This window comes from Halodesulfovibrio sp., from assembly GCF_015482765.1.
Classification (GTDB): Bacteria; Desulfobacterota; Desulfovibrionia; order Desulfovibrionales; family Desulfovibrionaceae; genus Halodesulfovibrio.
Genome location: NZ_JADMLB010000002.1, coordinates 1 through 15,015, shown reverse-complemented (window position 1 = coordinate 15,015; position 15,015 = coordinate 1). Strand labels below are relative to the sequence as shown.

At 45.9% G+C, this 15,015-nt stretch carries 10 protein-coding genes; 9 read left to right on the top strand and 1 reads right to left on the bottom strand.

Annotation, left to right across the window (positions count from 1 at the left end; translation table 11 throughout):
• Window positions 1-228 precede the first annotated feature (228 nt).
• From QZY95_RS00130 to QZY95_RS00090, 9 genes are all read left to right on the top strand, one after another.
• On the top strand, window positions 229-2,637 hold the full coding sequence (locus QZY95_RS00130; RefSeq protein WP_290917653.1) for a methyl-accepting chemotaxis protein: 2,409 nt from the start codon (window positions 229-231) through the stop codon (window positions 2,635-2,637).
• Window positions 2,638-4,246: 1,609 nt separating this feature from the next.
• Window positions 4,247-8,044, top strand: coding sequence for a proton-conducting transporter membrane subunit (locus QZY95_RS00125; RefSeq protein ID WP_290917649.1), 3,798 nt, complete (start codon window positions 4,247-4,249; stop codon window positions 8,042-8,044).
• 2 nt (window positions 8,045-8,046) lie between these two features.
• Window positions 8,047-9,006, top strand: a complete 960-nt coding sequence (locus tag QZY95_RS00120) for a complex I subunit 1 family protein (protein WP_290917645.1) — start codon at window positions 8,047-8,049, stop codon at window positions 9,004-9,006.
• A gap of 11 nt (window positions 9,007-9,017) precedes the next feature.
• Window positions 9,018-9,455, top strand: a complete 438-nt coding sequence (gene nuoB, locus QZY95_RS00115; protein ID WP_290917642.1) for an NADH-quinone oxidoreductase subunit NuoB — start codon at window positions 9,018-9,020, stop codon at window positions 9,453-9,455.
• A 7-nt stretch (window positions 9,456-9,462) separates the two neighbouring features.
• On the top strand, window positions 9,463-9,987 hold the full coding sequence (locus tag QZY95_RS00110; RefSeq protein ID WP_290917639.1) for a 4Fe-4S dicluster domain-containing protein: 525 nt from the start codon (window positions 9,463-9,465) through the stop codon (window positions 9,985-9,987).
• Window positions 9,980-10,507, top strand: a complete 528-nt coding sequence (locus QZY95_RS00105; protein ID WP_290917636.1) for an NADH-quinone oxidoreductase subunit C — start codon at window positions 9,980-9,982, stop codon at window positions 10,505-10,507. Before QZY95_RS00110 ends, QZY95_RS00105 begins: the two co-directional genes overlap by 8 nt.
• A gap of 1 nt (window position 10,508) precedes the next feature.
• Window positions 10,509-11,594, top strand: coding sequence for a nickel-dependent hydrogenase large subunit (locus QZY95_RS00100; protein WP_290917633.1), 1,086 nt, complete (start codon window positions 10,509-10,511; stop codon window positions 11,592-11,594).
• A 170-nt stretch (window positions 11,595-11,764) separates the two neighbouring features.
• Window positions 11,765-12,130 (top strand): hydrogenase maturation nickel metallochaperone HypA, encoded by a 366-nt coding sequence (hypA, locus tag QZY95_RS00095; protein WP_290917630.1) that lies wholly within the window; start codon window positions 11,765-11,767, stop codon window positions 12,128-12,130.
• Window positions 12,120-12,689: a 4Fe-4S dicluster domain-containing protein gene (locus QZY95_RS00090; RefSeq protein ID WP_290917627.1), complete on the top strand. Its 570-nt coding sequence runs from the start codon at window positions 12,120-12,122 to the stop codon at window positions 12,687-12,689. Before hypA ends, QZY95_RS00090 begins: the two co-directional genes overlap by 11 nt.
• Before the next feature lie 105 nt (window positions 12,690-12,794).
• Here QZY95_RS00090 and QZY95_RS00085 read toward each other — a convergent pair whose 3' ends face one another.
• Window positions 12,795-13,556 carry a C-GCAxxG-C-C family protein gene (locus tag QZY95_RS00085; RefSeq protein WP_290917625.1) on the bottom strand — a complete coding sequence of 254 codons (762 nt, stop codon included), beginning with the start codon at window positions 13,554-13,556 and terminating at the stop codon, window positions 12,795-12,797.
• Window positions 13,557-15,015: the final 1,459 nt, after the last annotated feature.

Here is a 15,015-nt window from a genome sequence, read left to right as displayed (position 1 = left end):
TCTTGAGGGGGTAGTGGGCCACGCCCGTGGGAGTTCGAGTCTCCCCCTGGGCACCATGCACTTATAAAAGATCATACGAAAGTATGATCTTTTTTTTTGGTCTTTTTTCAACAGCGTTCATATTTCTAAAACATCACGCACGTTCTTCACCCCATCTTCACCAGTCTGTAACACTAGTGACCTATCAACTTCATCACGTTGATAACACAAACAAAAGGACTGGAAACGATGCGACTCCGTACAAAACTGACTCTATTCAGTATCTGCATAGGTCTCCTCCCTTTACTTGCTATGGGCACCTACAGCGTACACACGGCAGCAGTCAGCCTTGAAGAAAAATCTTTTTCACAACTCCGCTCTACTCAGGACGCACAACGCAAACATATTCAAGAACTGATCACGACATGGGAACGCGAAGCAGTTATATTCTCCAAAGTTAAGGAGGTGTACAACGCAATCGGCATGCTACGCGACGCGACGTACACTGCTATAAAAGGTGAGCCCCTAGAGCTGGATGAAGAATATGAAAATATTTACCAGTATGTGGCCCCTTCTTTCTATCCCTTCGTTAAAGAACTTGGATTTGAAGATGCACTTTTAATGGACGACTACGGACGCATCATATTTTCTGTTAAACGCGGAAAAGAACTTGGAGACGACTTCCAATTCGGCGCCCATAAGAATTCACAGCTTTCGGCAGCGTGGGCAAAATCAATAAAAGGCGAGATCAGCTTTACGGACATTGCCCCCTTTGCTCCAGACAACAACGCACCTGCTGCTTTCATCACAGCGCCAGTATACAGCTATACACAAGAAATACTTGGTGTTGCCGTTTTAAGACTTCCCATACATCGCCTTTCCACACTCGTTAACGATACAACCAAGAGCAGCAAAAGTAGCACCTACTTAGTTGGAACAGACAACCTTATGCGCTCCAACCTTCGTCGCGCTCCTGAAACTCACAGCATTTCCAAATCTTTTTCCCAGCCAAACAAAGGGCAAATCACCCACACAGCAGCGCAGGCAGCCCTGAAAGGTGAAAGCGGCACCCTCATTGAAACAAGCTTTGACGGCAAAGAATACGCAACGGCCTACTCAACAATTCAATTCGGAGCACATACGTGGGCGATCATCAGCGAGCTTCCGACATCTGTTGCATTCTCAGCAGTAACAGAATTACGCTACGCAACCCTCATTCTCGGACTTGTAAGCACGACGTTAATTCTACTGGTCACATTTTGCATGATTCACTTCTCACTGGTAAAACCATTCAAACACATACTCACGTTTGCCAAAGCAATCTCAAATGGTGACCTGTCGGCACAACTTACAGCACGCTTCAGCGGAGAAATCGATGAACTTGCAGCCGGAATGCTTCATATGGTCAATGAACTGAAAGAGAAACTTGGATTCTCTGAAAGTATCTTGGCAGGCATGACACACCCCTGCATTGTTACAGATAAAGAAAACAAAATTGTTTTTACTAACCCTCAGTTTATTGCCCTCACAGAAGCACAGTATGACTGTGACTTCTTCACAGGGAAGCCTGCCCCTGCTCTTTTAGAACACAGCGAAAGCTCTACTCAACGAGTTCTTCACGAACAAGAACCTGTTTTAAATATTGAGCAAGTATGGACTACCCCAAACGGAGCTACACGCATTGTCCGTACCGACTGTGCCCCACTATACAACATGGACAAGCAACTCATCGGCACCATTCTATTAGCCAGCGACCTCACAGACATCCGCACCAAAGAACAACGGATCGAACATCAAAACTTCAAAATGCAGGAAGTTGCTGAGCAAGCCGAAAACATAGCGGGAAGCGTTTCCAACGAAGCGCTCAACCTTTCCGGACAAGTTGAACAGATTGGTGTTGGAGCTCGCCTTCAAATAACAAGACTTAAAGAAGCCACAGATATCGTGGAGGATATGAACACAGTATTAAATGAGTCTGCATCATACGCAGAAGATGCTGTCAAAAATGCTCAAAGCGCAAAGACGAAAGCTGAGCAAGGTTCGAAAGTTATGAACCAGACAGCAGAAGCCATGCTCCGAGTACAAACACTTTCAAATGAGCTAAAAGAAAGCATGCATGAATTCGGCGCACAAACAGCAGGCATCGGAAACTTGATAGGAGTAATAAGTGAAATTGCTGACCAGACCAACCTGTTAGCCTTAAATGCAGCCATTGAAGCCGCGCGCGCTGGCGACTCAGGACGAGGGTTTGCGGTAGTTGCAGATGAAGTACGAAAACTGGCAGAACGGACAATGGATGCCACATCCACCGTCAACAAAAGCATCGACACCATTCGTAACCAAATAACAGGTAACATCAACAACACTAATGCAGCGGTCGAAGCCGTGGCTAAAAGCACACTCCTTGTAGAAGCCTCCTCAGAAGCCCTCAATGAGATCACTGCACTTTCCACCTCAATGGGAGAACACATAGAGCGCATTGCACAGTTCTCCAGAACACACTCAGACCAACAGGCAACCATACTCAAAAGCGTAAACGCGATAAATCACGTGGCAACCGAAACTGGAGAAGGCATGGGACAGTCAGAACAGGCAGTTAAAGCTCTTGCTGAAAACTCAAGTGAACTCAACAAATTAATAAGCACTCTACGCGACTAAGAACCCCTTTCTATCCGACAAAAGAAAAAGCCTGACCGTGCCACTCACAGTCAGGCTTTCGCCGATCCACAAATCGGCATCATACATTATATAAATCCATTGGTGACATTTTCGATCATATGATTAGTTTGGCGCGTAACATATGAAAATAAATGCGGTGTGCCTTGCATTTTATGTCGAAAACATAGATTCTTCTTTTCATGTGAAAACTATCACATACACATTCACTTTATCAACTCTTTTCCCACGATTTTAGTATGATAATGTAGTAAGATTAAGATTTTTTATAACTTTACTGTTTAAATTCAATACATTAAACATAAGCACATTCTTAAAAAATAAATCCAGCACCACTACAACATACTGTTTTTAAATGATATACACATGAAAAATAGACTTTGTGACTTTTATCACGATAGTATCAATCTTATAAAATTTATTTTTACAAATAACTTTACCATTAGAATGTCAATATAGCTTTTCCAACAGAACTTAAATCTACTTTTTGTCTTTACCTCTAAACTCAAGCAAAATTTTATCTTGATTTTACGTCTCCAGCCTTTTTTTGAGCCTGCATATTTTTTTTTCAACATTTATTTTTTACTGCAACTTTCAAAAGAAAAATATTTTTTTGATGTATTACAATCTTTTTTTTCTCATATAAGTTTTATTACAATGCATCACCACACGAAAAACACCTATTTCACATACAGCTCTGCATTTGAGAAATTTTTTTGCATTCTCTTTTTTACCTCTCACCCCACAGCTATTATTAGCTTTTTTCATTTTCCCTTCTTACTCATAAGTAGACACTAACGCTATAAAGTCCTTATTTTTAGCAGCTTACAGGCAATAAACTTGCAAAAAAGAAAGATTGTGCGAACAAACAAAAAAATGTATAGATTCATTGCATGATCAATCAGTGAATTACATCAATCCACTAATCCTTGAGACTATCACCCATAAAGTAAATGGGTACAAACCATTTTTTGCAGAAGTACTCCTACAGAACAATCACAACTTCTGCTTATAAAACGATAGATTACAGCAAGTTAACCAGACAAGTGCTACACTGCTCTTTTGAAAAGCAGACCAAAACACTCAGAAAAAGAGCCAAACAGGCACTAAATTGTTTATTTGATTACTCATTCAGTTGTAAAGAAATGTAAAAGAACTATGTTGCTACTTAGATTTGTGTTTATGAAATCTCTCACAATCAGATCTAGAAGCTCAATTTTCTTTTCCTTCTTTGAAGGTAGTCACCAAACAAAAGAACTGACGAGCTGTCAGCTTACTTCACAACACGATTTCGATTGGCAGGAGTGCCGACCTGACAATTTGAGAAAGTGTCGTACGTCCGACTGTTTCCTCTGTGCGTAAAGGGCAAAGTGCAGAGAAACAAAACGACCTACAGGAAGTGCTGCACCGTGTTGCGACGGTGAACAGGATTCGGGTTGAAAGAAACAACAACACAGGTAACGCATAGCCGCGCTATGCACAGGGAAATGGGGTTTCCTCTGTGTTGTATTGGAAGGATACCGTGGATGTACCTGCTATAGGTGCGTCTGGGCAATCGGTATTGTCTTCTTTCATAAGGAGCAAGAATTGCATGTTACTTGAAGTTACCACTTCTCACTTCTCAGTCTACATTGGGTGTTTGATTCTTCTGCTTGCTCAGTTTTGGGCGTGTAAGCAATCCAACAAATTAACAACCGTTCTCCTCTTTTCCAGCATTGCTGAAATAGGGGCTGTCCTCGCCGGGTTTGGGACAGGAACAATCTCTGGTAATGCAGGCGCTGCGTTACATCTCTTTTACCAGATTTCTATCAGAACTCTGGCTGTCTTCGCCTTGTTCGGGCTTGCAAGACAATTTGGCTCGCTGAATCTGGATAACCTGCGCGGAGCGTTTAAACGTTCCCCATTATTTGCGGGCATGTTCGGCTTTGCGATGTTCTCCGCCATCGGGTTTACCCCGTTTAAAGGCGCAGTCAGCAAACTGGCTCTGACATACGGGCTTGTCAGCGCTGAAATGTACCTGCCTGCAATCATGATGCTTGTAAGCAACTGTATTGCCTTATGGTACACGATCTCCATTGTTCAAACATTATGCTTTGAAGCACCGGAAAAGGCAGAGGATAAGCCTGCTGTATCAAAAGTGCTCGGTACTCTTACCGTTCTCTTAGGTGCAGTTGTTGCGCTGTCTCACGTTTTTCCTGAGCAGCTTATCCATGCTGTTGTGGCGACCTTCGGCGCAGAGGCAACTATTCCTCAGTTCGAAGTTCACTGGCCAATAGCTGCTGCTCTTCCATACGTCGGTGCTTTCCTGCTGTTTATTCCGTCCAAATACATTCCAGCTGCGATTACAAACAACTGTAAGCGTTATGATTGGCGTTTCGTACTGGCTGCTGCGTTATCCGCTGTAGCACTTGTACTTACCGCATCCGCTGATGTACCGGCTCTCTCCAAGCTCTTTGCCTGCATTATGGCTGGCATCGGTCTTGTCGTTACCGTGTACTCCGGTGGATACATTCATAAAGAAAACGCTACTCGCTACTGGTTCTTCCTGCTTCTTATGCAGGGTTCCCTCATCGGTCTCACACTCACTCAGCATTTTGGTGCGCTGTATGGGTTCTGGGAACTGATGACATTCAGCTCTTATTTCCTCGTTATTCACGAAGAAACCAAGGACGCGTTTAAAGCAGGCTTTAAATACTTCTTCATGTGTGCTGCGGGTGCATATGCACTGCTGTTCGGTATCTTCCTTCTTCACAGCGCTACCGGCAGCTTTGAGTATACCGCACTTGCTCAGGCTTCAGGAACCATCAGTCCGGCTCTTGCCGGTATGGCAGCATTACTCTGCTTCATCGGCTTTGCCGTTAAAGCCGGTCTTGTTCCATTCCACAGCTGGCTGCCTGCTGCACACCCAGTTGCTCCTTCCTCAATCTCCGGCCCGCTCTCCGGTATTCTTACCAAGACCGGTGTCTACGGCATGCTTATGGTGTGCTTTGCCCTTTTCGGAGCCGGATACTTTACACAGGAAGGCGCTTTCAATGTCACAACGCTGATTACAGTACTTGGCGCAGTCACATTCCTTTTTGCTGAAGTCATGGGACTTATGCAGAAAAACGTGAAGCGCATGCTCGCATATTCCACCATGGCTCAGGTCGGTGAAATAGCGATGATACTCAGCCTTGGCACATACCTTTCTCTCACTGGTTCCATGGCGCACGTAGTGAACCATGCAATCATGAAAAACCTGCTGTTCCTTGGCGTAGGTATGTTTATCCTGCGTTCCGGTACCTATTCCATCAGCAAACTCAAAGGCATGGGACGCGCAATGCCGCTCACCGGTCTTTGTATGTTTGTCGGTATTATGGGAATCATCGGTCTGCCACCATTTGGCGGATTCGTAAGTAAATTCCTCATGGTATACGCAGCAGTTGATGCAGGACACCCTATGCTGGCAGCAATGATTCTTGCCGGCGGACTTATGGCAGTTGTGTACTACATCCGCCTTGCACGTGTCCTTTTCTTTGAAAAATACGAAGGTGAGCCGGTTGCAGAAGCTCCTCTTACCTGTCTTATTCCAATGGGCGTACTTGCTACCGCCTCTCTCATGCTTGGCGTATTCCCGCAGCTGAACCTTGTGATTGTTGCTCCTGTTATGCAGTCTCTGCTTGCAGCAGGCAAAATCGTTGCTCAGCCGCTTCCGGATCTCGCTATCGGATGGCCATTATACGCTGCTATCCCAATGGTAGGCGCAGTTGTTCCTTACATCCTGCGCGGCAACCTTGAAAAATCTGCATGGGGCAGCGTCGGTGTACTGGCACTCGCGTTCATCGGACTTGGCTTCTCATGGGGTTCTCTGGATACACTGAGCATCAGCTTCAGTCTCCTCATCATCCTCATGGGTATGCTTAATATCGTTTACTCAGCTAACTACATGGATCACAGCCACACACAGTGGCGTTTCTTCACCCTGTTCCTGCTGATGATCGGCGGTCTTTTGGGTGTTGCAACCAGCTCAAACCTGTTCACGTTCTTCCTCTTCTGGGAAATCATGTCCAGTTGGCCGCTGTACTCCATTATCATTCATGAAGAATCCAAGAGTGCCCTGAATGAAGGGTTCAAATACTTCATCTTCAACATTCTCGGCGCTTCGTTCATGTTCTTCGGCGTTGCTGTTCTTACAGCAGAATCCGGCGTATTCGGATTCACTGAAATTGCACAGGCGCTGAGCACTCTCCCTGGCTCTACCGGTATGTACGCTATGGCATTCATTGCTCTTGGTTTTGCTATGAAAGCTGCAATGCTTCCACTGCGTATTGATATCTGGATGCACCCTGCAACCGCACCGACTCCGGTTTCCGGTTACATCTCCTCCGTTCTACTGAAGACCGGTCCTTTTGGACTCATGAAGCTCTTCTTTGTAATCGGTGGAGCAGGGTTCCTTGCAGGTAAATCCGGCTACTGGGCACAGCCGACTATTATGTATGTACTTGCATGGGTTGCAGGCATCACCATCTTCTACGCTGCGCTTAAAGCAGTGATGCAGACATCTATTAAACGTGTGTTGATTTACTCCACCGTTTCTCAGATGGCGTACGTTCTACTTGGTATCTGTATGGCTACCTCGCTGACCGTTTCCGGTGGTCTTATGCACTTTGTAAACCACATGTTCTTTAAAAACCTCCTGTTCCTCGCAGCAGGCGCTATCATGTACCGCACCCATGCGGATACGCTCGACGAGCTTTCCGGTATCGGTCGCAAAATGCCGTTCACACTTACAGTGTTCGCTATTGCAGCATTCTCTGCTGTCGGTGTTCCACCACTTAGCGGGTTCACATCCAAGTGGATGCTCTACCACGGTCTCATGGCAGAAAACGAAGTGCTTCTTGCGCTTCTTGCTCTCTCCGGTTCCGTGCTTACTTTGGCATACATGATCAAGTTCCTGCACTCTGCATTCTTCGGTCAGCTTAATCCTAAGCTCGAAAATGTAACCGAGGTAGGCAAGCTTATGCGTAGACCGATGGGCATTCTTGCCGGTGCATCCGTATTCTTCGGCGTGTTCCCGGGACTTCTTCTTTCACCGGTCAACTCCATCATCGAATCTGCCGGATTCGCTCCGCTCGACATCAACCTCGGCGGTATCGCTACCGGCACCGGCTCATGGGATGCAATCGCATGTGCTCTCTTGATGGCACTTTCCTACGGTGTGGCTCGTTTGATCCTTTCTTTCATGAGCAAATCTGAACGCACCTGTCACACTCACGGTTGTGGTGTAACAGACATCAGCACAGAAAAATCTCATGTCAGCGGCTCAAACTTCTACGAACCTGCACTGACCGTTCTGGAACAATGGCTGAATCTTCCAGCTGAGTTCCTTTCCGGTAGAAGGAATAAATAGTCATGTTAGATATGCTTTCACATAGCTTTCACTTACTCATATTCCCCGGCGGGCTCTTTGCTCTGCTGCTGGGACTTCTCCTGAAAGGTTTCGACCGTAAGATCTGCGCGCGCCTCCAGCGCCGCGTAGGTCCTCCGATCCTTCAGCCTTTCTACGACATCATTAAGTTGAGTCAAAAAGAGACAATCATCCCTGACACCGCAAACAAAGCAATCTTCAAATTTGCTCCTGTATTCGGCTTCATGGGCATGATGGTAGCTGCCATGCTTATTCCTGTACCGGGTGTATGGAACGGCGCTACCGGTCTTGGTGACATGCTGATGCTTCTGTACCTGCTGCCGATTCCTGCAATTGCTTTCATGCTTGCCGGTTCCGCTTCCAGCTCTCCGTACGGTGCAATCGGTACTTCCCGTGAAATGGTACTCATGTTTGCGTACGAAATCCCTCTGCTTGTTGTGCTCCTTACTGTAGCCATTAAAGCAGGCGGTGCCGACGGTTCTGAGTTCTCTCTTGCACAGGTTGTAGCGTACCAGCATGCAAATGGCTCTTTCGGCTTTAACCTGAGCATGATTCCGGCATTCATCGCATTCCTTTGCTTTATTCCGGGTACAATGGGCGCAGTTCCATTTGACCTTCCTGAAGCAGAGCCGGAATTGCTTGAAGGCCCGCTGCTTGAGTACTCCGGTCCACTGCTTGCCATGTTCAACCTTATGAGCGCGCTCAAGATGGTTGTTGTTATGGGGCTTGGCGTTGCACTCTTCTTCCCGGGAACGATTCCGGGCGGCGCTCTGGCAAACCTTGCATGGTTCATTTTCAAATGCTTCATGCTCATGCTTGTGTCCGTAACCATTGTTCGCTCTGCGACCGGACGCCTGCGTACTGACCAGACCTTTAAGTTCTACCTCAAGTACCCGTCAGTGCTGGCATACGTGAGTCTTGGACTGACCCTTCTGCTCAAATAAGGAAAGCTGATATGTCTATTATTGATGCAATTAAAAGCAAGGCTGTCCGTTCTCCGTGGCTGTACCGTATTAACGCGGGCTCCTGTAACGGTTGTGACGTTGAACTTGCTACTACAGCGCTTATTCCGCGCTACGACGTTGAACGCCTCGGCTGCAAATACTGCGGCAGTCCGAAGCATGCAGATATTGTTCTTATCACCGGCCCTGTAACCTCCATGGTTAAAGACAAGGTGCTGCGTGTATATGAAGAGATTCCAGATCCAAAGGTAACCGTTGCTGTGGGTGTATGCCCTATTTCCGGCGGCGTGTTCCGCGGCAGCTATTCTGTACCGATTATGCTGGACGATATTATTCCTGTTGATGTGAACGTACCCGGCTGTCCTCCACGCCCACAGGCTATCCTCGAAGGTGTAGCTATGGCGCTGGATATTTGGAAAACACGGATCTAAGGGGGTAATGGTGCTTAGTATCTTTAAAGTTCTTTGGAACAACCTGAAGCAAGGCCCTTCCACCGACCCGTTTCCGTTCGGTGAAACCTTCACACCGGCACGCCTTCGCGGCAAGGTCACTGTAGACCCTGAATCATGTGTAGGCTGTGGTGTTTGCGCAACCGTTTGTGCAGGCAACGCAATTAAACATGTTGAACGCGAAGACGGTTCCGGTAAGGATTTCTACGTATGGCATAACACCTGCACTTTCTGTGGGCTTTGCCAGCATTACTGTCCTACTGACGCGATTCGCCTGACCAACAACTGGTCAACAGCGCACCGCAACGAAGACAAATACAAGATGAAAGAACATGAGTTCATCGCATACGCTCGTTGTTCCGAATGCAGTCAGCCAATGCCGCATATGCCGCATGCAATGCTTGACCACATTTACGGAACACCGACAGAGGAACTCGAGAACATCTACAGCCTTTGTCCTGAGTGCAGAAGACAGAAAGCCGCTCAACAGTTTGGAGCTCAAATCCATGATTAATGAAATGAAACAGCGAGTGATCAAGCTCGCAGCAGACATGCCGAAAGGCGCAGAACTTAACTGGACAACTGACCTTAAAGATAACCAGTTCGGCTGGGTAACTCTTAATGATGTTGAAGACCTTCCTTTATTCGCAGAAAAAATTCTGCCTGAAGGCCGTTTAGTTACTATTTCTGCCTGTAATGCAAAAGCTGAAGACGCCAAGTCCTTCCACGAAGTGTGTTACCACTTTGTTATGAAAGGTCTGGCTGTCACTGTTACCGTACTGCCTACCGGTGTTGAGCCGACTGTGCCGTCAATTACTCAGTGGCACAAATCAGCAGACTGGACTGAACGCGAAATGGCGGAAAGCTACGGCATTACCGTAACCAACCACCCTAATCCGCGTCCATTGTTCCTGCACGAGACTGTACAGTCTGAAGCTATGGAACGCCTTGTTCCTCTTTCCACCATGACAAACAGTGCGTCTACAAATTCACTGTGGGAAAAAATTATGGGTGAGAAAGGAGAGGAGAGCTAGCATGTCTAATACATACACTATTCCAGTAGGTCCCCTGCACGTTGCGCTTGAAGAGCCAATGTACTTTCAGGTGGACGTTAAGGGCGAAGTTGTACAGTCCATCGAAATGTTTGCTGGACATGCGCACCGAGGTATGGAAAGCCTTGCCCTCGAACGCAACTTCTTCCAGAACATCGTGCTTACAGAGCGCGTATGTTCCTTGTGTTCCAACAACCACCCGCTGACATACTGCATGGCGCTGGAAAACATCGCGAAAATTCAGGTTCCTGAACGCGGTCAATACCTGCGCGTTATTGCAGACGAAGTAAAACGTATTGCTTCTCACATGTTTAACGTGGGTATCGGGTTGCATGTTATCGGTTTTAACACCCTTTTCATGCACGCAATGGAAGTTCGTGAAACAATGCAGGACCTCAAAGAGTCAATCTGGGGGAACCGCATGGATATTTCCGCTAACACTATTGGCGGTGCCAAGTACGACCTTGACGATGAGCTTGAAGCATACCTTCGCAAGACACTTGAAGAACTCAAAAAACCTGTTGAAGAATTCCGTCATATGTACGCTACACATCCGCAAGTGAAAGCACGTACACAGGGCGTAGGCATTCTTCCTCCGGAAGCTGCCGTAGAATACGGTCTTGGCGGCCCGGTAGCACGCGGCTCCGGCATCGATAACGATGTCCGCAAAGAAACTCCGTATGCTGCTTACGACAAATTGAACTTCAACGTTGTTCTTGGTGAAGGATGCGACGTGCGCTCCCGTGCTTTGGTACGTCTTGGTGAAATATTCGAATCCATCAGCCTTATCGAACAGTGCCTCGATCAGATGCCTAAAGGCCCAATCTGCTGCGATCCGCTTCCGGACATCCCAGCAGGTCAGGCTGTGGCTCGTTCCGAAGCACCACGCGGCGAACTGATCTACTACATGCGTACTAACGGCACCATGTATCCAGAACGCCTCAAGTGGCGAGTACCTACCTATGTCAACTGGGAAGGTCTGCGCGTCATGCTCGATAAGGCAAAAGTGGCGGATATTGCGTTAATCGTAAACAGCATCGACCCTTGTCTGTCCTGTACAGAACGTTAGAGATCTGTTTCGAGGTTAATTCTGTTTGTCAGAACGAAACAGCCGACAGGCTGCTGCTCCTTGCATCCCCGTGTAAGGGAGCCCATCTGGCTGTTTCGTGTGAATATTCGGGCATTCACACTCACCAACTGACAGCACGGCAGAATTACAAAAGATAAGAGGAAATTCTAATGCATGAACTGGCAATAACACAGAGCATGATCACCATCGTTAACGAAACAGTTAAAGATAAAGACGTCATTGTGCGTGAAATACGCATTGAGGTTGGTGAACATACCTGCATAGAAAAGCATACCCTTAAAGGATGCTTCGAAGTCTGCACAGAGAACACACCTCTTAAAGGTGTAAACCTGACATTTATCGACGTTCCGGCAAGCTGGAAATGTAAAGAATGTCACTACACTTTTGAAAAACGAGTCGCGGAAGAATGTCCGCGATGTTCAAATACAAATCTCACAATGGTTACCGGTCGAGAATTACACGTAAAAAGTCTCGAAGTGGAACCTGTTAATAAGGATGATTCTTATGGAAACTAAAGAGTACGCTTTGGTTGTAGATGCTGAAAAATGCAAAGGCTGTAAAAAATGCGAGATCGCATGTGTGGAAGCCCACACCAATCTCACCCGTAAGGAAATCATTAAAAACAAGGCAACGAACTTAAGCCGCATCAAAGTTTGTAAAATTGAAAAAGCTAAAGTTCCAGTTCAGTGCCACCAGTGCCACAACGCACCATGTGCACGCGTTTGTCCTACCGCAGCTCTGGTTCGTGAACCGGGCATGGTACGCGTTCGCCAGCAGCTCTGCGTTGGTTGTAAAATGTGTGTTATGGTTTGTCCGTTCGGTGCAATTCACGTTGACCACAACGAGCCAATCATTGGTGATGCAGCACCAACTTCACGCAAGGTAGCAATTAAATGCGACCAGTGCTCTGAATGGCGCGCTAAAAATGGTGAAGAACTCACAGCTTGTGCTAAAGCTTGTAAGTTCGGCGCAATCAAATTCGTTGAAATTCACGAATATCAGGCTCAGAAAGCTGAAGAAGCAGCTCGCGTTTGTCTCGAAGCAAGCACAGGCGAAACTCAGTCTATCAACTAGCTTGATCCAGTTCTCATGCTCATAAAAAGGGCTGTCCTTCTCGAAGGACAGCCCTTTTTTTATTCAAAAATATCATCACGCCTATAAGCAGATTGCTCGTTGCAACTAACTGGCTTTAACAGACCTGAACTCCGGCTGCTTCACAATAATAACAGAAGAGGTGTCTCCACCTGTTGAAGGCTCACAAACATCACATGCCATTTCTGCGTTTTTATCAACGGTAGGGACAAACGTGCCTTCGATTTTTGCGTTTAGAATCTCAATGGCTTTACGAGCGACATCTGCTGTAAGACGAGCACAACGCTCTGAGCACTCTTTTGACTTTATCGGAAAGCCAGAGGCATAAGCCCAACGCGCTTTAGAGGTAGTACACAAAACAGAACCGCTGATGCTGCTTGGAATATCAACATCCAGTTTACAGTTTGTCTTTGGGCGATAAACAGGAAGCGCAGTGTTGTCGTGCCAATGAAACAACTCACGAACAAGCTCGTTATGTTCCTTTCTCTCATAGAACAAACCATAGGCGATAGCAGCACCGACAAGCGCACCGCAGGTTGATTTCCAACCACCGATGCCAGACCGCCCTGCTTTCATGGCATGAAAAGGAAAATCTTTATACGGCGCACCATGTTTTTCCGCCATTTGACCGATGATGCTGTAAAACGCGGCATAACAGCATCCATATCCCCCGATACAGCCGTCATATGCCATTCGTTCAGCTTTTGCCGGATCAACGGGATGCGGCTGCCATGCCGGGCTTTCCGGAAATTCAGTTTCCAAAACCGGCTTTTTTCTTTTTTTATCGGCAGGAGCAGCGCCCATCTGCGCCAGCACTTCCTGCACTGCATTTTGGGATGAAAGTGTCATCATCTCTCCTACCTGATTAATTGAGTGCGATAGTTGACCTCATTTCGTGCCTGTCTAAGGCCGTACTCGTCAAGCGCTACCCGTAAAAATTTTTCATCAGGCAAAAAAAAAGTGCCTTTCGGCACTTTTTACTTTCTGCAACGTTTGCAGCCAGTACACATGGTTCCGCAACCAACTTCTGCGAAAGTTACGTCTACCAAAGCATTCTCAATTTTTTTCCAAGCACTCAAAATGTATTTCATGGCTATGCCCTCCGTTGAAAAAGTACCTATGCCTGAGCGCCTACGAAGTAAAATTCAAACTTTTTAGCATTTCCATGAAAAAAATTTATGAAACCCTTTTTACCCTTGGTATTAAAGGGTTAGCAACGGAATAAATCTCAATTTGTTTCAACTTTATTTTCTAAAAACAGATTGCATTCCTTTTTTACTCTCTTACACCCTGTTTTCTACTCCGCAAGTTCTGCCTTACACATAAAAAAAACCTGTAGAACTTTTCCTACAGGATACAATACAGCAAACCTCGTCTGCAAAAGAGTTCAAAAAAGAAAGACTATAGATAGTTAAAACTTTCACGTTCTTTTTTTATTTTTTCAGACATAAAAAGAAAAGCGCCCTTGGGGCGCTTTTTCTACTTTCTGCAACGATTACAGCCAGTACAAATTCTTCCGCAACCAACTTCTGCAAATGTTGCGTCTACTAAAGCATTTTCAAAACGTTTCCATGCACTCTTGATGTATTTCATTTTCTATCCCTCCGTTGCTTATCTTCTATGCTTGCCTATATAGAAAGTAAAATTCAAAGAATTCATCTGTTTCATAATATTTTTTCATTATAGCATTTTACTGTTTAATATCAGACCATTAAAACGCAAAAAGCATTGCCTGCTTCCTTAGAAAACCACCAAAATATCACGAAAATAGCATTTCTTAAGCACATTTTGACACAAAAAAAATTCCGCATGAAATTATGGTAGTGGTCAATCGAACCCCTGAAAGCTATCCCAACCAGAACATTCTTTTTCAGAAAATTTTACCTGTTACAGATATCTTCAACTGATAATTCTTAGCCTCCGCATCCTCACTTTCCACCGCAAAGAAAGTTAAAAGCAAAACCAGCTCCTTTGCGTAAAAACAAAACCACCTGCCCTTAACTGTCCCCCATATAAACAAAACGCGATGGAACTCCCCTTCTTCATCAGGCACAAAAAAACCTGCAAACAAGTTGCAGGGCAATTTTCAAACAGCAGCGCGGTGCTTCTTCACAGATCAACTAAAAACAGTGAGGCATTAAAAACACTGCCCCTATAAACGCAGAAAAGCGCCCTGAGGCGCTTTTTCTACTTTCCACAACGTTTGTTGCAGCAAGTACAATAGGTTCCGCAACCAACTTCTGCGAATGTTGCGTCTACCAAAGCATTTTCTAATTTTTTCCAAGCACTGATTACGTATTTCATCTCG